The organism is Lentzea alba, from assembly GCF_011067745.1.
In the GTDB taxonomy this organism is placed as follows: Bacteria; Actinomycetota; Actinomycetes; order Mycobacteriales; family Pseudonocardiaceae; genus Lentzea; species Lentzea alba.
In genome coordinates, this window is record NZ_JAAMPJ010000001.1 from 416,646 (window position 1) to 433,294 (window position 16,649).

A 16,649-nucleotide genomic window follows, 5' to 3' on the forward strand; every position below is an offset into this window, starting at 1 on the left:
CGGGGGCGCGGTCAACTCTCCAGCGGATTTAGAACGGTCCGGCGATCTTCGGCTTCGTGGACAGAACCGCCGGCTGGTCCGCGGGCTCCACGGCGGCACAGGTGGTGCCGTTGCGCGGGAGCTTCAGACCCACCAGGTACTCGTTGTTGATCTTCAGCGTGCACTCGCTGCGGTCGTACACGCCGTGGCCCCAGCCTTCATAGGTGACGAAGACCGTGGTGTCGCGGGTCTGCTTGTGCGCGTTGACCGCCCACTCGTAGACCGTCGCCGTGTCGTACCTGGCGTTGGTCAGCAGGATCTTCGGCGCGTTCTTGATCTTCAGCGGCCGCTGCGCGTTCGTGGCCTTCGGGAAGCCGACGCAGCCCATCATCGCGCCGTGGCCGATCGACGAACCGAGGGTGTCGGGGGCGACGCGCTTCTCCATCGCGTTGAGCGCCTGGTACTCGCCCCACGAGCTGACGCGCAGGTTGTAGTCGTTGCAGAAGATGCCCGCGAACGGGTTCTCGAACGTCTCACCCTCCGCGAACGCCACCGGCGCCTGAGTGCCCTCGCTCAGGTCCTTGACCCGCTGCGCGAACATCTTGAAGGCGGGCCCGTAGCCCATGCCCACCACCATCGAGCCGAGGTTCTCCGGCGTCATCTTGGTGCCGTCCGGGTAGGTCAGCTCACCGCGGGCCGCCTTGGCGAGCAGGTCCTTCCAGATCTTGCGCACGTCCTTGCCGTACAGCGGGGAGCTCGGCGTGCGGTCGTTCCACTTGACCCACTCGTTGAACATGTCCTGCGCACCGCGCGCCTCGGTCTCGAGGAACTTCCAGGTGCCGAGGCTGTGGTCCATGTTGGAGTCGATGATCATGGCGCGGATGTTCTTGCCGTACTGCGCCGCGTAGTGCTGACCCATGATCGTGCCGTACGAGACGCCGTAGTAGTTGATCTTCTTCTCGCCCAGCGCCCGGCGGATCGAGTCGATGTCGTTCGCGACGTCGAACGTCGAGGCGTGGTCGAAGATCGCGCCGGAGACCTTGCGGCAGTCCGCCCGCAGCTCCTTGTTGAACGCGACCAGCTTGTCGAACTCGTCCTTGGTCTTCGGGTACTCGGACGGCTGCCGCTGCAGCACGTCCGCCGAACACTTGATCGGCTGGCTGCGCGCGACGCCACGCGGGTCGAACCCGATGACGTCGAACTTGTCGACGATTTCCTTGCTGAAGTAGCGGTCGGCGCCGAACGAGAAGTCGACGCCAGAGCCGCCGGGCCCGCCGGGGTTGATGACCATCGCGCCGATGCGGTTGGCCTGGTCGTTCGCCTTTCTGCGCGACACGGCCAGCTGGAACTTCTCCCCGTTCGGCTTGCGGTAGTCGATCGGCAGCGTCAAGAAGCCGCAGTCCACGGTCGGCATCTCGGCGCACGGCTTCCAGTCGATCGCGCCCACCGGGAACTCCGGCTGCCCCTCCGGAGCCGCGGACGCGAGCGGTGACATACCCAGTACCAATGCAGAACTCGCGAGCGCGGCTCCGAAGACGCGCATCATCGGTTGCATGGATTTCCTCCCTAGATCCCCGATCTTGCGAGAGGAAACGCTTCCACCGATGGTGTGACGCAGACAACCAACCGACGTATGAACCAGAATCAGACCGTAGTCGGACAACCACGCTCAGGTGCGACTGTTGGCCCACAACGATCGTAGGGCCGTCTGCGTCTCAATTGCAGGACATTGATCGTGTGGCGCAGGCAACCGACGTTTTCAGCTGGTGCTTTCAGCCCATGCCGACCGCAGGTGCGCTACGCCGTCGCTCGTAGGAGTTCCGATCAGACGGAGTCTTGCCATCCCGCCGTCCGGGTAGATGTCCAGCCGCGCGTGTGTCACCTCTGGACTGTCCACGAGGAACCGATGCCGCGTGTCGGGCTGCAGCCGGGTGCGGGGCAGCACGTCGAACCAGGCGTCCGGGTCCTTGCGCTCGTCGCAGCCGCTCACCGACGCCCAGCCCGGCGCGTTGCCCTTGAAGTGACTGGTGTCGAGCTCGACCAGCTGCACGACACCGGGCGCGGCGAGCCGGACGGACACCCAGTCGTTGCCGTCGTCACGCCGGCGCGCGGTTTCCCAGCCTTCGCCCATGAGCGTGGCCTGACCAGGGGCGATGAGGTTGTTGGGCGAGCTGTAGAACATGTTGCTGCAGCCCGTGACGACCGCGCCGTTCTCCAGCGCGGCGAGGTCGATGCCCGCCACGAGCAGACGCGGGTCGGCGACCGGTTGACCGTGCACGCGCAGTCGGGCGACACCGCCGTCGGGGTCGATGGTCAGGCGTACGTGCGTGACGCGGCGTCCTTCAGCCACGTCGAAGTAGTGCTTGTCGTCGCCCTTGAGTGCGGAACGTTCGACCAACGGGAACCACTCGGTGATCTCGTCGCCGGACGGGTAACCGTCGACCTGGGCGCCCTCGACCCAGCAGAACGGCGGGTAGTTGCCCTTGAAGAACGCCGTGTCGACGACGATCCCGCGCACCACGCCCGGCATGCCCAGCCGGATCACTGCCTGGTCGACGCCGGCCTCACGCCGGCGACGGGTCTCCCAGCCGTCGTAGACCTGGCCTTTGTGACCGAAGGTGTAGGTCTGGTAGACCGGCTCGGCGGGTTTGATCAGGTTCTCCCGCTCGGCGAACAGCTCGTCGTTCGCCCACACCACACCACCACCGACCGCGCGCGAGGCGAGATCGGGCAGCCGGGTCCACTCCGTCATGCTTCTCCTCTGCGTAGCAACTTGCCTTGCGTCTGGCTGGTTTCCTTGCCTCGCAACCACGTCTGTCGAACTACGCCGTGCAACGAACGCCCGTGGTACGGCGTGACCGGATTGCGGTGGTGAAGCTTGTTCTTGTCCACCACGAAGGTCTCGTCCGGCGCGAACACCACGAGGTCCGCGTCCTTGCCGACCTCGATGGCGCCCTTGGTCTCCAGGCCGACCTGGCGCGCGGGGTGCGTGGCCATCCAGCGGACGACGTCGGTGAGGTGGAAACCCCGTTCCCGCGCCCCCGTCCACACCGCGGGCAGGCCGAGCTGGAGCGACGCGATGCCGCCCCAGGCCGTGGCGAAGTCGCCCGCCTTCAACTCGACCGTGCTCGGCGAGTGGTCGCTGACGACCAGTTCGATCACGCCGTCGCGCAGCCCCTGCCACAACGCCTCACGGTTCTCCGCCTCACGGATCGGCGGGCAGCACTTGAACTCCGTCTGCCCGTCGTGGATCTCCTCGGCGGTGAACGTGAGGTAGTGCGGGCAGGTCTCGGCGGTCACGGGGAGCCTGTCGCGGTGCGCTCCCTCGATGATGTGCAGCGCGTCCGACGACGACAGGTGCAGGATGTGCGTGCGAGCGCCCGTCTTGCGGGTCAGCTCGACGACGTCGCTGATCGCCCGGTTCTCGGCTTCGCGCGGCCGTGAGGCGAGGAACCCCGCGTAGTCCGGTTCCGAGTCACGGACCGTGTGTGCGTCCTCGGCGTGCACGATCGTCAACGCGTCGAGCGTGGCGAGCTCCCTCAGTGCCGCTTCGAGCTCAGCCGTCGTCACCGCCGGGAACTCGTCGACGCCCGAGTGCAGCAGGAAGCACTTGAAGCCGAAGACACCGGCCTCGTGCAACGGCTTCAGGTCGGCGAGGTTGCCGGGAACGATCCCGCCCCAGAACCCGACGTCCACCGACACGTTCGCGGCGGCCTTGCGCTTGATCTCCAGCGCGGCGAGCTCGACCGTGGGCGGGATGCTGTTCAGCGGCATGTCGATGATCGTGGTGACGCCACCGGCCGCGGCCGCGCGGGTCGCCGTCTCGAAGCCCTCCCACTCGCTGCGGCCTGGGTCGTTGACGTGCACGTGGGTGTCGACCAGACCGGGGAGCAGCACCTCGTCGTCCGCGAGGTGCACGACGTTCGGCGAGTCGATTCGCCGTCCTGCGGGGAACGGCTCGACGGCGACGATCCGGCCGTCGACGACACCGACGTCGCAGGCGATCTCGCCCTGGGGGGTGATGACCCTGCGGGCGCGGAAGACCAGGTCCATGTCCCTCACTCTGACATCCAGTCGCGCGCGATGCGACCTCCGAGAACGCCCAGCAGCGAATCGGCCTGTGCCATGCATCTCGTCACGTCCGGTTCGACGTCCAGCAGCGCGTAAGCGGCCTTCAACCCCAGGTCGCCGGGTGCGACCGAGCACTGACCCGCCACGGCCACCACCGGCACGTCGCCTGAGGCCTTGACCACGCCGAACGGCGCCTTGCCGTGCCGGGTCTGCGCGTCCAGTGAACCTTCGCCTGTGATCACCAAACGCGCATCCCGGACCGCGTCGGCGAACCCGACCAGCTCCAGCACCACCTCGATGCCCGGCCGGAACCGCGCACCGAGCACAGCCAGCGCGGCGAACCCGATTCCGCCCGCCGCACCTGCTCCGGGCCGTGACGCGTACTCGGGCCCTACCCGCTGAGCGAAAGCTTCAAGCCGTGCTTCGAGGATCTCCACCTGCTCGGGTGAAGCACCCTTCTGCGGCCCGTAGACCGCCGCGGCGCCGGACGGCCCGAGCAGCGGGTTGTCCACGTCCGAGGCCAGCACCAGGTCGACGCCGGCGAACGACGCCGTACCCAGCGCCTCCAGCATCCCGGCGCCGCCGTCCGTGCACGCGCTGCCGCCCAGGCCGAGCACGATCGTGGTGCAGCCGACGTCCAGCGCGGCCTTCAGCAGCTCGCCGACGCCGTGGCTGGTGGCGTCCAACGGAGCGGGCTTCTCCAGCAACGTCAGCCCGGCCGCCGAGGCCACCTCGACCACGGCGGTCGTTCCCCGCACCGCGAACGACGCCGGTACCGGCTTGCCGGCCGGGCCGGTGACCCAGCGCCCCACCTTCACGAACCCGGCGGCGACGGCGGCGTCGACGGTGCCGTCGCCGCCGTCGGCCACCGGCACACAACGCACGTCCAAGTCCTGAACCGCCTCCCGCAACCCACGGGCCACCGCCGCCGCGACCTGCGGGGCCGTCAACGACCCCTTGAACTTGTCCGGCGCAACAACCACCGCGCTGCTTTTCCTCACGCGGGGCGCCTTCGTACTGTCACGTAGTACGAAGGCGCCCCGCGTGCCGTCACGGTGAGTCACGGGAGGGGTTCGAATTCGCGCATGGCGGCGATGGAAGTGCCGTTGGCGGTGTTGCCCTCGCGTTCGATCATGATCTCGACGAGGACGGGACGGGAGGTGCGATCGGCTTCCTTGCGGGCCCATTCCAGGGAGGTGCGGATCTCAGAAGGATCGGCGACCCGGACGCCGGAACAGCCGTAGGCCTCCATGATCTTGACGTTGTCCGAGCCGGTGGTGTCGTAGTGGATGTCGACCTCGTATTTCATGTCGTAGCCACCGTGGTCCTCGGCCATCCGGATCAGACCCAGGTACTCGTTGTTCAGCATGATCAGCACGAACGGCACGTCGTACTGGGCGCCGACCGCGAGCTCCTCCACGAGGAACTGGAACGAGTAGTCACCGACGATGCCGACGACCTCCGCGTCAGGCTTCGCTTTCTTCACGCCGATCGCGGCCGGGATCTCCCAACCGAGCGGGCCCGCCTGGCCGCAGACCTGGTAGTGGCGCGGCTTGTGCGCCTTCTGGTGCTGGCCGGACCAGATCTGGTAGAGCCCGATGGCCGTGACGAAGTAGGTGTCCGGGCCGTAGAACTCGTTGATCTCCTTGAACACCCGCGGCGCCTTGACCGGCACGGTGTCGAAGTCCTCGCGCCGCAACAACGTCCGCTTGAGCTCCTGGCACCGCTCGACCCACACGCCCTTGTCCCGAGGTCCGTGCTGCTTCGCCTTGTCCAGCAGGGCCTTCAGGAACAGCTTGGTGTCCGCGACGATGCCGAGGTCCGGCCCGAACACCTTGCCGATCTGGGTCGGTTCGACGTCGACGTGGATGAACTTGCGGTCGCCGCGGTAGGTCGCGAGGTCACCGGTGTGCCGGTCGCCGAAGCGTGCTCCCAGCGCCAGCACCAGGTCGGACTCCAGGAACGACGCGTTGCCGTAGCGCTGCGAGGTCTGGATGCCGGTCATGCCCGCGTAGAGCGGGTGGTCCTCGTCGATCGCACCCTTGCCCATCAGCGTGGCCTGGATCGGGATCTGCAGGAACTCGGCCAGGTCCAGCAGCTCGGCGGACGCCTCGCCGAGGATGACACCGCCACCGGCGAGCAGCAGCGGGCGTTCGGCGGCCAGCAACATCTCCAGCGCTCGTTCCACGCGTGCGTCGGACGGCGCGCTTCTCAGAACCGGCAACGGCTCGTCGATCGACGAGTCCCATTCGATCTCCTGCTTCTGCACGTCGATCGGCAAGTCGATCAGCACCGGGCCAGGCCTGCCTGACCGGGCGATCCGGAACGCCTCGCGGAAGATCCACGGCATCTGCGCGGCTTCCTTGACCTGCACCGCCCACTTCGTGACGGGCGCGGCGATCGAGACGATGTCGACGGCCTGGAACGCCTCCTGGTGCAGCTTCGACACCGCGGCCTGGCCGGTGATGCACAGGATCGGCACGGAGTCGGCCTGTGCGGTGTAGAGGCCGGTGATCATGTTCGTGCCGGCCGGGCCGGACGTGCCGATCGCGACACCGACGTTGCCGGTCGTGCGCGACCAGCCGTCGGCCATGTGCGTGGCGCCCTCCTCGTGCCGCACGATGAGGTGCTCGATGGAGCCGTCCTGTTCCATCGCCTTGTACAGCGGCAGGATCGCGGCGCCGGGGCAGCCGAACACGGTGTCGATGCCCTCGGACTTCAGGACCTCGACGATCGCCTGCATGACGGGGATCTTCGGCATGTGTCAGGCCCTTCCCGCGAAGTTCTCGATGACCTTGAGCAGCGCGGAGTGGTCGAGCGACCCGTAACCCTGCGCGCGTCCCGCCGCGACCAGTGCGGCGACGAGGTTGGTGACCGGCAGCGCGACGTCGGCGGCCCGGGCCGCGTCCAGTGCGATGCCCATGTCCTTGTGGTGCAGGTCGATCCGGAAGCCCGGCTGGAACTCGCGCGCGATCATGCTCTCGCGCTTCAGGTCGAGGATCCGGTTCGCCGCGAGCCCACCCGCGAGCACGTCCAGGCCCGCCTTCGGGTCGACGCCGGACGCCTCCAGCAGCACGATCGACTCGGCGACCAGGGCGTAGATGCCGCCGACCATCAGCTGGTTCGCGGCCTTCACGACCTGACCGGCGCCGTGCGGTCCGACGTGGACGATCGTCTTGCCGACGATCTCCAGGTACGGCCTGGCGGCGACGAAGTCGGCCTCGTTGCCGCCGACCATAATGCTCAGGGACGCCTGCACCGCACCGGTCTGGCCGCCGCTGACCGGCGCGTCGAGCACGCGGACGTTCGACAGCTTCCGCGCGATCTCGATCGACGTGGACGGGCGGATCGTGCTCATGTCGATCAACAACGTGCCGTCGTCGAAGGTGACCTCGTTGATCACCGCCTCGACCTGCGGGTGGTTCGGCAGCATCGTGATGACGACCTCGGCGCCGCTCACGGCTTCCTGCGCGCTCGCAGCGGCCTTGCCGCCGTCCGCAACGAGCTTTTCCAGTGACGCCGAGCTGAGGTCGAAGCCCGTCACGTCGTGCCCGGCGGCTACGAGGTGAGCCGCCATCGGGCTGCCCATGATGCCGAGTCCGATGAAACCGATCCTGGTCATGCGTTGTCCCTCCAAGCGAAGGAGTGGGTGACGGGCTTGTACTCGGCGCCCACGAAGCCCGTGTAGCCGTTGGCGCGGAGCTTGGCGAGATGCCCGAAGAGGTCGAGCTCACCGGTGCCGGGCTCACCACGTCCGGGAGCGTCGGCGATCTGCACGTGACCGATGAGGTCGACGTGGTCGGCGAGGGTGTCGAGGTCGTCGCCGTTCGTGGCGAGGTGGTAGAGGTCGGCGAGCAGCTTCACGTTGCCGCGGTCGATCTCGTCGATCAGGTCCAGCACCTGTTGGGCGGTCTTGATCGGGTACAGGGGCGCGCCGCTGAGCGGTTCGATCACGATCTGCGCGCCGGCCTCGGCCGCGACGTCGGCGGCGAAGCGGTAGTTCGAGACGGTCTGCGCGGTGGTCTCGAAGTTGCCGTGCAGCGCGTTGAGCGTGCGGCAACCGAGGCGGGCCGCGATGGCGACGGTGATCTCGACGTTCGTCCGGAACTCGGTCTCACGGCCGGGCCAGCTCGCCAGGCCGCGGTCGCCCGCCGGCATGTCGCCCGCGTAGAAGTTGAGGCCGACCAGCCGCACGCCCGCGTCCTGGACGGCGCTCTCGAACGCCTCGATCTCGCGTGTCTCGGGTACGGCGTCCGCGAACGGCCACCAGATCTCGACCGCGTCGAACCCGGCGGCGCGTGCCGCGGCCGGACGCTCCAGCAACGGCAGCTCGGTGAAGAGCATGGACAGGTTTGCGTCGAACATCTCTGGCGGTTCCTTCCTACCCAGAGAGGAAATTCCACTCTGCGGAAGTTCAATTTCGCTTCATGGAGACACTAGACATCTCACTTGGGCGCGGTCAAGAATGTGGAAGTTAGTTTCCGCGATACAGAAACTTGGAGAGCCGTGGACAGCTTCAACAGCGCCCCGGAGGACGAACTGCGCCCTCTGCTCACCGAGTGCCTCGCGGTGCCCCGCTGGGTCGACGCGATCGTGGCAGGCAGGCCCTACGCGTCGATGGATGCTCTCCTCGCGGCTTCTTCGGTTGCCGCACAAGGACTTTCCGACGAGGAGGTGCTCGGCGCCATCGCCGGGCACCCGCGCATCGGCGAACGACAGAAGACAGGTGGGGTGTCGGCGAAGTGGTCGCGGTCCGAACAGTCCGGTGTGGACAGCTCCCAGGCTGATCGCCTGGCGGCTGCGAACGCCGCGTACGAGGATCGGTTCGGGCACATCTACCTGGTGTGCGCGACCGGTCTGAGCGGTGCGGAAATGCTCGGCAACCTGTCCAGTCGCATGGACAACCCGCCGGAGGTCGAGCTCCGCGTCGTCAACGACGAACTCGCGAAGATCGCCGCCTTGCGGCTGCAGAAGCTGATCGGGAGCTGAAACATGGCCATCGTCCTGGGCCCCAACCAGTACGGGAAGGCGGAGAACCGCCTCGTCACGGTGTCGCGCAACGGTTCCGTGCACACGATCAAAGACCTGACCGTCAGCACCTCGCTGCGCGGAGACCTCGCGGACACGCACCTGACCGGCGACAACGCCAAGGTGCTGGCCACGGACACGCAGAAGAACACCGTCTACGCGTTCGCCAAACAGGCGCCGGTCGGTGAGATCGAGGACTTCGCGCTGCGCCTCGGCCGGCACTTCGTCGGCACGCAGGAGGCGATCTCAGGCGCGCGTGTGCTGATCGACGAGCACTCCTGGGACCGCATCGACGGCCACGACCACGCGTTCGTGCAGGGCTCGAACGAGAAGCGCACCACCGCCGTGACGGTCGAAGGCGCGCAAGCCTGGGTGGTGTCCGGCGTGCGCGACCTCGTGGTGCTGAAGTCGACCGGATCGGAGTTCCACGGCTACCCGAAGGACCCGTACACGACGCTCAAGGAGACCAACGACCGGATCCTGGCGACGTCGGTGACGGCCCGGTGGCGCTACATCGGCACCGACGTGGACTGGGCGAAGTCGTTCGCCGAGATCCGGTCGATCATGCTGAAGACGTTCGCGGACAAGCACTCTCTGTCGTTGCAGCAGACCCTCTACGCGATGGGCGAGGCCGTGCTCCAGGCTCGCCCGGAGGTCGCCGAGGTACGCCTGTCCATGCCGAACAAGCACCACTTCCTGGTGGACCTCAGCGCGTTCGGGCTGGAGAACGACAACGAGGTCTTCTACGCCGCCGACCGCCCGTACGGCCTCATCGAGGGTTCGATCCTGCGCGACGACGCCCCCGACGCGGGTCTTGCCTGGAGTACTTTGCCAGCCTTCTGAACACCACCGGGTTCATGAGGGCGGCAGGCGAGTCGACCAGGTGCACGACGCGCACGAAGCGCGCGAACATGTCCTGGTCGTGCGTCAACGCCACCTGCCACTTCTTCATGTACCAGCCGAAAGCGCGCTTGAGCGGTCCGGGCGCGTGGTGCTCGCTCGCCCAGCTCTGATCGGCATTGCTGGACAGCGCCCACGCGCCCTGCGCGATCTTCGCGACCTTCCGCTGGAAGTCCCGGCAACCCTTGGCGCTGAAGTCCTGGTGCCGCCGGAACAACAAGGCGCCCATCGCGGCGACCGTCATGCCCTGCCCGTACACGGGGTTGAACACGCACACCGCGTCCCCGACCGCGACGAGCCCGCCCGGCCACCCCGGCGTCTGCTCGAACGCGAGGCGGCGGCTGGCCGTCCGCGCGAACAGGTACACGGGCGTGAGGGGCTCTGCGTCCGTGAGCATCTCGGCGATGGGCCCGCGCAGCGAGTCCAGGAACTCCTGGAACCCCTCGGGCTCCCGCGACGGATGATCACCACCGGCCCCCTGGGCCGTGACCATCAGCCGGTCCCCCTCGATGCGCATCACGATGCCTCCGCGCGGGGTGTCCGGCGCGGACAGCGACTCGGCGATCACGACCGGGAAGTCCGGCGGCGCGGTGTAGAGCCGGGTCGCGTAACCCGTCCGCGAGTCGACCACGTCGGGCTCGGGCACCGTGATCCCCGCTTCCGCCAGCCAGGAGGGCAGCTTCGACGAACGGCCGGACGCGTCCACCACGAGATCGGCGTCGACCCGGCCGTTCCTCGTCAGCACACCGTCCACAGTGGAACCACGGAAGGACAGTCCGGTGACGTGCACGTCGTCCACGATCTTGGCGGTGAGGCGCCGGCGGAGGTGCGTCTCCAGCAACGGCCTGCTCACCACCAGCAGAGGCAGACCGGTCCGCGTCGAGGCGACCCACCCCAGCGGGTTGAGGATGCGCATCTCCCCCGCGTCCATCAGGTGCGCGCCGGCCTGCACGAGCTCGTCGTACAGCCCGGGGAACAGCCCCTCCATGATCTCGCCGCCGCGCACGAGCAACCCGTGCACGTGTCTGCCCTGCGGCACTCCCGCCCGAGGCTCGGGCACGTCAGACAGCTTGTCGCGTTCCAGGACCACCACGTCGTCGCACGTCTCGGTCAGCACCCGAGCCGCCAACAAGCCGGCGATTCCCCCACCGATCACCAGGGCCTTCATGGCCCCATTGAACCAGGGCCCGGCTGAGAGTCAGCGGTTCTCCGTGCCGCGCAACGACATCTGCTGGTCACGCCACGAGTGGAAGAGATCGGCCTCGCAGTACCAGTCCACCCCCGTCGGGCGTTCGCCGGTCGTCATGAACTCGATCAACAGCTGCCGGTACAGGTCGAGTGGAACACCGACACCGGGCGGGAAGTCGGTGTACTTCTCGTTGACGTACGGCGCTTCCTCCGACCCCTTGGGCCAGCCCATGAAGGTGTTGTCGACGAAGTACATGTAGCCCCACCCGCCGCGCACGGCGAGCACGACGTTGTGGTCGGGATCGCCCTCGGCGGTCAGCGCCCTCCCGAAGTGGTCGAGCGAACCGTCGTTGCACTCGGGCCGGCTCAGGAGCCCGATCAACGTGTCCACATCCGCTTCGCACGCGACGACCTGGTACTTGTGCTCCGCCGCGTCGAGGTCGGGTAGCCCCGTCCAGAGGCCAGCACGCATGCTCATGCGAGCCACCCTGCACCCATTGCCTCCGAACATTCGACACCCATTGACAGAACCACACGAACGGATGATGACCCGGTCAGCCCGATCGTGCGACAAGCCCTCTCAGTGCTGACTCGTCCAGACCCGTCGCGACCTGCACTTCCACCGGATCGAGTGCACCGCAGTCCACCGCACGGAGGAAGAACGACGACAACGCCTCCGCGGTCGCCGGTTCGTCCAGAACGCCACCTGAGACGCGCTGCACATAGGACTTCAGCCGACTGGCGTCCGCGTCCAATCCCTCGCGGTAGAAGGCGTAAACGGCCGCATAACGTGTCACCAATTGTGCCGGGTGCAAATCCCAACCCTGGTAGAAACCGTGCTCCAGTGATCGCCGCACGAGCCGGTAGTGCGTGTCCCAGCCGTGCTGCTTCTGATCACCTACGGGCAGCACGTTCGTGGAGCCGTCGGACAGCCGCACACCCGTTCCAGCAGCGGAAACCTGCATGACGTGCCGCGCGAAGTCGCACGCGCCGTGCGCCAAGTGCTGCTGCGCCGCGGACAACCCGCAACCCGCCGTGTAGTCGTAGGTGCCGAAGTGCAGACCTGTCACCCGGCCGCGCCCCGCTTCGATGAACCGCGGGATCGCCAGCCGACCCTCACCGTCCACGATGGACTGCGTGGTCTCGACCTGGATCTCGAACTTCAGATCCTTGTCGAAGAGGTCGAGCACCTCCCCGAACACCTCGACCTGCTCGACTGATGTCACCTTCGGGAAAGTGATCACGAAACCTGGCGGAACCTCTCCCAATGCTGTCAGGAAGATGTCCAGCGTCCGCAGTCCGCGTTCACGCAACGCCAAGGTGTCGAACGACTTGATGCGCACCCCGAACGACGGCGGCGCGACGCCCTGCTCCAGCCAGCGGGACACGAGGTGCGCCGTGCTCTCCGCATCCATGTCCTCGACGTCGTCCTCGGGCGCGCCGTAGCCGTCCTCGAAGTCGATCCGCAGGTCCTCGATCGGTTCCCGCCGCAGCTTGGCCTCGACGCGGTCGAGCACGCCCTCCGGCAGTTCCGGCAGCAGGTCCGGTTCGATCGACTCCAGCGCCTCCCGGCCCCAGTCGCCGATCGTGGACCCGATTATGCGACCGGCGGGCACGTAGCACGTGTGCACGGGCTGACGGCCCACCGGCCAGCTGCGTTCCACAGTGGACAACCGCGCGGTCACCCGCGCGACGTCGTCGGGGGACAGCGAAGTCTCGTACATCAGATGCGCTCGTACGCCGGCAACGTCAGGAAGTCGACGAAGTCCTCGGACAACGCGACCTGTTCGAACAGTTCGACGGCCGCCGCGACGTGCGGGCCTTCGAGCTCCCCGCCCACCCGCGCGAGCACGTCCCGCACCGCGTCCGCGGTGACCTGCGTGCCGTCGTCGAGCACGACCTTGTTGTTGATCCACTGCCAGATCTGCGACCGGCTGATCTCCGCGGTGGCCGCGTCCTCCATGAGGTTGTGGATCGCCGCCGCGCCGTTGCCGCCCAACCACGACGCGATGTACCGCACGCCGACGTCGACGGCCGACTCCAGCCCCGCCCGCGTGGCCGCGCCACCCGCGGACTTGAAGTCCAGCAACTGCTCGGCCGTCACCTCGACCTCGGGCCGCTGCTTGTCGACCTGGTTCGGCTGGTCGCCGAGCACGCCGTCGAAGATCTCGCGGCAGATCGGCACCAGGTCCGGGTGCGCGACCCACGACCCGTCGAAGCCATCGGTCGCCTCACGCGTCTTGTCCTCACGCACCTTGCGCAACGCGTTCTCGGTGACTTCCGGGTCACGCCTGTTGGGAATGAACGCCGCCATGCCCCCCATGGCGAACGCCCCGCGCTTGTGACACGTCTTCACCAGAAGCTCGGTGTACGCGCGCATGAACGGCGCCGTCATCGTCACGCTGTTGCGGTCCGGCAGCACGTAGTCCGCGCCGGCGTCCCGGAAGTACTTGATGACGCTGAACAGGTAGTCCCACCGACCGGCGTTGAGCCCCGACGCGTGGTCGCGCAGTTCGTAGAGGATCTCCTCCATCTCGAACGCGGCCGGAATCGTCTCGATGAGGACCGTCGCGCGGATCGTGCCGTGCGGGATGTCGAGCAGCTGCTGCGCCGTCGTGAAGACGTCGTTCCACAGCCGTGCCTCAAGATGCGACTCCATCTTCGGCAGGTAGTAGTAGGGCTTGCCCAACTCGGCGTTGTGGAAGAAGTGCAACCCGAAGTCCACGAGCGCGCCCACGGCGTTCTTGCCGCCGAACTGCAGGTTCCGCTCGTCGAGGTGCCATCCGCGCGGCCGCACGACGATCGTCGGGTACGGCCCGCCCTTGAGCTTGTACTCCTTGCCCTCCGGCGAGGTGAACTCGATCGTCTCGCGCGCCGCCTCGTACAGGTTCACCTGTCCCTGCACGACGTTGTCCCAGTGCGGCGTGTTCGCGTCCTCGAGGTCCGCCAGCCACACCTTCGCACCGGAGTTCAGCGCGTTGATCGTCATCTTCCGCTCGGTGGGCCCGGTGATCTCCACCCGCCGGTCCCTCAACGCCTCGGGCGCCGGGGCGACCTGCCACTCGCCGTCCCGGACGTGCTGAGTCACGGGCAAGAACCCGAGAGGCCGCCGCTCCTTGCGCAGGGCGAGCAGCTCGTCCCGGCGGGCGGCGTGCGCCTCGTGCAGCTTCGCAACGAACTCAAGAGCCCCGTCAGTGAGGACCTGCACCTGGATCCACCTCTCTCGGTTTTGCTGTGTGGACTATAGTTTTTGCATTGCGGAACTGCAACGAGAGGAGCAGCACGTGTCCACAGGTGGCGTGCAGTCGTTGCAAAGAGCGTTCGACCTGCTGGAACGCTTGGCCGACGCCGGTGGCGAGGCCTCTCTTTCCGAACTGGCCACGACCTCAGGCCTACCCCTGCCCACGATCCACCGCCTGATTCGCACCCTCGTCACGCTGGGGTACGTCCGCCAAAACAGCAACCGCCGCTACACCCTCGGCTCCCGCCTGATCCGTCTGGGCGAGACCGCCTCCCGCCAGTACGGCACCTGGGCGCGGCCGTTCCTCTCACAACTAGTTGACTCAGTGGAGGAAACCGCAAACCTCGCCGTCCTCGACGGTGACGAGGTCGTCTACGTGGCGCAGGTGCCCTCGAAGCACTCGATGCGCATGTTCACGGAGGTGGGGCGGAGGTTGTTGCCGCACGGCACCGGCGTGGGCAAGGCGATGCTCTCGCAGCTGCCGCGCACGGACGTGAAGGCGCTGCTGGACCGCACGGGCCTGCCCGCGTACACGTCGAACACGATCACGGACCCGACCGTGCTGCTCGACTCGCTCGACGAGATCGCGGACCGCGGCTACGCGCTGGACGAGTCCGAGCAGGAGCTCGGGGTGCGGTGCATCGCGGTGCCGGTGGTGGGCGGGCCGACGCTGGCCGCGGTGTCGGTGTCGGGTCCGGAGGGCAGGCTCACGAAGGAAGCCGTGTCACGAATCCTGCCGGAGGTGCTGGCCGTGGCGAAGAGACTCGCCGACCGAGCAAGCTGACGCAGGGGTACCCCCGAGCTGGGAACCCCTGCATCACAACGTACTCAGCGGGTCCGACAAGATCAGCCGAGCAGGGCGTCCACGAAGGCGCCCGGTTCGAACGGCGCCAGATGGTCGGCGCCCTCGCCGAGGCCGACGAGCTTCACCGGCACGCCGAGCTCGCGCTGCACCTGGAACACGATGCCGCCCTTGGCCGTGCCGTCGAGCTTGGTCAGCACGATGCCCGTGATGGCGACCTGCTCCGCGAACACGCGCGCCTGCGTCAGGCCGTTCTGCCCGGTGGTGGCGTCCAGCACGAGCAGCACTTCGTCCACCACGGCCTGCTTCTCGACGACCCGCTTGACCTTGCCGAGCTCGTCCATCAGGCCTTTCTTGGTGTGCAACCGCCCAGCGGTGTCGACCAGCACGGTGGAGACGCCGGTCTCCATACCCCGCTTGACCGCCTCGAACGCCACCGAGGCCGGGTCGCCACCCTCAGGGCCCCGCACGGTCTCGGCACCGACCCGCTTGCCCCAGGTCTCCAACTGGTCCGCGGCGGCGGCGCGGAACGTGTCCGCGGCCCCCAGCAGCACCGTGCGTCCGTCGGCCACCAGAACGCGCGCGAGCTTGCCGGTGGTGGTCGTCTTGCCGACGCCATTCACGCCCACCACGAGCAGCACGGCGGGCTTGCCGGCGTGCGGCAGGGCCTTCAGCGACCGGTCCATCTTCGGCTCGAGAGCGTCCACCAGAACCGAGCGCAGCAACGCGGCGGCCTCGGCCTCGGTCCGCACGCCGGAAGACGCGATCTTCGAGCGCAGCGTGTCCACGATCTCGGTGGTGAGAGCCGCCCCGAGATCGGCGATCAGCAGCGTGTCCTCGACGTCCTGCCACGAGTCCTCGTCCAGGTCGCCGGCACCGAGCAGGCCCAGCAACGACGTGCCGAACGCGTTGCGCGACTTCGAGAGCTTGCCGCGCAACCGCTCCAGGCGGCCCGCGGTCGGCTCGATCTCCTCGACCTCGGAGGCCTCGACCGGCAGGTCGACCTCGACGAACCCGCGCTTCACCGAGTCGCGCGGCACGGAGGCGTCGTCCCCGACCCCCGGCTGCCCGTCGACCTCGGTCCGGTCGGCGACCGGGTGCTCGACCGGCTCGACGACCTCAGCCGCCGCCACCGCCTCGGCGTCGGACGCCTCAGGCGCCGCGGGCGTCAGCGTGAACCCGGACGAGGCCTGGTAGCCACCCGAGCGAGGGCTCTCCTCCTTCTGGGGCAGGCTGATGCGACGGCGACGCGTCAGCACCACACCGGTCACCAGCGCGGCGATCAGCACGACCGCCACGACGACGAGGATCAGGACAAGGGAAGACGTCGACACGGACTCATGGTTTCACAGGCCCGCATGTGACCTGTCAACAAAGTATTGCTCAATTAGGCGAAAATTTCACCAAAGCTCTTGCGCCCGGCCACGGTGTGGAATAGAC

The 16,649-nt window shown here is 67.7% G+C and carries 15 protein-coding genes; 3 read left to right on the forward strand and 12 right to left on the reverse strand.

The window, feature by feature from the left end:
* Positions 1 to 28: 28 nt before the first annotated feature.
* The 7 genes from G7043_RS01995 to G7043_RS02025 all read right to left on the reverse strand — a co-directional run bounded on the left by G7043_RS01995 (position 29) and on the right by G7043_RS02025 (position 8,415).
* Entirely contained in the window at positions 29 to 1,534 is a 1,506-nt protein-coding gene (locus tag G7043_RS01995; RefSeq protein ID WP_242641821.1) for an alpha/beta fold hydrolase, read from the reverse strand.
* 204 nt (positions 1,535 to 1,738) lie between these two features.
* A complete protein-coding gene (alc, locus tag G7043_RS02000; protein ID WP_166043242.1) occupies positions 1,739 to 2,731 on the reverse strand; it encodes an allantoicase in 993 nt (330 codons plus the stop codon).
* Positions 2,728 to 4,032, reverse strand: a complete 1,305-nt coding sequence (allB, locus tag G7043_RS02005; protein ID WP_166043245.1) for an allantoinase AllB — start codon at positions 4,030 to 4,032, stop codon at positions 2,728 to 2,730. Before allB ends, alc begins: the two co-directional genes overlap by 4 nt.
* A 5-nt stretch (positions 4,033 to 4,037) precedes the next feature.
* Positions 4,038 to 5,051 carry a glycerate kinase family protein gene (locus tag G7043_RS02010; protein WP_313887662.1) on the reverse strand — a complete coding sequence of 338 codons (1,014 nt, stop codon included), beginning with the start codon at positions 5,049 to 5,051 and terminating at the stop codon, positions 4,038 to 4,040.
* A 59-nt stretch (positions 5,052 to 5,110) separates the two neighbouring features.
* Entirely contained in the window at positions 5,111 to 6,811 is a 1,701-nt protein-coding gene (gene gcl / locus G7043_RS02015; RefSeq protein ID WP_166043248.1) for a glyoxylate carboligase, read from the reverse strand.
* 3 nt (positions 6,812 to 6,814) lie between these two features.
* On the reverse strand, positions 6,815 to 7,672 hold the full coding sequence (locus G7043_RS02020; protein ID WP_166043250.1) for an NAD(P)-dependent oxidoreductase: 858 nt from the start codon (positions 7,670 to 7,672) through the stop codon (positions 6,815 to 6,817).
* Positions 7,669 to 8,415, reverse strand: a complete 747-nt coding sequence (locus tag G7043_RS02025) for a hydroxypyruvate isomerase family protein (protein ID WP_166043254.1) — start codon at positions 8,413 to 8,415, stop codon at positions 7,669 to 7,671. Before G7043_RS02025 ends, G7043_RS02020 begins: the two co-directional genes overlap by 4 nt.
* Positions 8,416 to 8,517: 102 nt before the next feature.
* Between G7043_RS02025 and uraD the strand changes: the two genes are divergently transcribed.
* Both uraD and pucL read left to right on the forward strand, forming a co-directional pair.
* On the forward strand, positions 8,518 to 9,039 hold the full coding sequence (gene uraD, locus G7043_RS02030; RefSeq protein WP_313887750.1) for a 2-oxo-4-hydroxy-4-carboxy-5-ureidoimidazoline decarboxylase: 522 nt from the start codon (positions 8,518 to 8,520) through the stop codon (positions 9,037 to 9,039).
* Between the two features lie 3 nt (positions 9,040 to 9,042).
* Positions 9,043 to 9,921: a factor-independent urate hydroxylase gene (pucL, locus tag G7043_RS02035; RefSeq protein WP_166043259.1), complete on the forward strand. Its 879-nt coding sequence runs from the start codon at positions 9,043 to 9,045 to the stop codon at positions 9,919 to 9,921.
* On the opposite strand, the gene G7043_RS02040 is transcribed toward pucL, so the two are convergent.
* From G7043_RS02040 to aceB, 4 genes are all read right to left on the reverse strand, one after another.
* Complete coding sequence (locus tag G7043_RS02040; protein WP_166043262.1) at positions 9,848 to 11,146, reverse strand: FAD-dependent oxidoreductase; 1,299 nt, start codon at positions 11,144 to 11,146, stop codon at positions 9,848 to 9,850. The two genes, pucL and G7043_RS02040, sit on opposite strands and share 74 nt — an antisense overlap.
* Positions 11,147 to 11,176: 30 nt before the next feature.
* Entirely contained in the window at positions 11,177 to 11,644 is a 468-nt protein-coding gene (locus G7043_RS02045) for an Imm1 family immunity protein (protein WP_166043264.1), read from the reverse strand.
* A gap of 76 nt (positions 11,645 to 11,720) precedes the next feature.
* Positions 11,721 to 12,890, reverse strand: coding sequence for a DUF6986 family protein (locus G7043_RS02050; protein ID WP_166043266.1), 1,170 nt, complete (start codon positions 12,888 to 12,890; stop codon positions 11,721 to 11,723).
* Positions 12,890 to 14,374, reverse strand: coding sequence for a malate synthase A (aceB, locus tag G7043_RS02055; RefSeq protein WP_313887663.1), 1,485 nt, complete (start codon positions 14,372 to 14,374; stop codon positions 12,890 to 12,892). Before aceB ends, G7043_RS02050 begins: the two co-directional genes overlap by 1 nt.
* A 76-nt stretch (positions 14,375 to 14,450) precedes the next feature.
* On the opposite strand from aceB, the gene G7043_RS02060 reads away from it, so the two are divergent.
* Positions 14,451 to 15,191: an IclR family transcriptional regulator gene (locus tag G7043_RS02060; protein WP_166043269.1), complete on the forward strand. Its 741-nt coding sequence runs from the start codon at positions 14,451 to 14,453 to the stop codon at positions 15,189 to 15,191.
* A 62-nt stretch (positions 15,192 to 15,253) separates the two neighbouring features.
* Here G7043_RS02060 and ftsY read toward each other — a convergent pair whose 3' ends face one another.
* Positions 15,254 to 16,543, reverse strand: a complete 1,290-nt coding sequence (gene ftsY / locus G7043_RS02065; RefSeq protein ID WP_166043271.1) for a signal recognition particle-docking protein FtsY — start codon at positions 16,541 to 16,543, stop codon at positions 15,254 to 15,256.
* Between the last annotated feature and the right edge of the window lie 106 nt (positions 16,544 to 16,649).

Excerpts from the sequence above, each read along its gene's own strand:
- G7043_RS01995 (WP_242641821.1), bottom strand. The coding sequence starts at position 1,534 with ATGCAACCGATGATGCGCGTCTTCGGAGCCGCGCTCGCGAGTTCTGCA.
- alc (WP_166043242.1), bottom strand. The coding sequence starts at position 2,731 with ATGACGGAGTGGACCCGGCTGCCCGATCTCGCCTCGCGCGCGGTCGGT.
- allB (WP_166043245.1), bottom strand. The coding sequence starts at position 4,032 with ATGGACCTGGTCTTCCGCGCCCGCAGGGTCATCACCCCCCAGGGCGAG.
- gcl (WP_166043248.1), bottom strand. The coding sequence starts at position 6,811 with ATGCCGAAGATCCCCGTCATGCAGGCGATCGTCGAGGTCCTGAAGTCC.
- G7043_RS02020 (WP_166043250.1), bottom strand. The coding sequence starts at position 7,672 with ATGACCAGGATCGGTTTCATCGGACTCGGCATCATGGGCAGCCCGATG.
- G7043_RS02025 (WP_166043254.1), bottom strand. The coding sequence starts at position 8,415 with ATGTTCGACGCAAACCTGTCCATGCTCTTCACCGAGCTGCCGTTGCTG.
- pucL (WP_166043259.1), top strand. The coding sequence starts at position 9,043 with ATGGCCATCGTCCTGGGCCCCAACCAGTACGGGAAGGCGGAGAACCGC.
- G7043_RS02040 (WP_166043262.1), bottom strand. The coding sequence starts at position 11,146 with ATGAAGGCCCTGGTGATCGGTGGGGGAATCGCCGGCTTGTTGGCGGCT.
- G7043_RS02045 (WP_166043264.1), bottom strand. The coding sequence starts at position 11,644 with ATGAGCATGCGTGCTGGCCTCTGGACGGGGCTACCCGACCTCGACGCG.
- G7043_RS02050 (WP_166043266.1), bottom strand. The coding sequence starts at position 12,890 with ATGTACGAGACTTCGCTGTCCCCCGACGACGTCGCGCGGGTGACCGCG.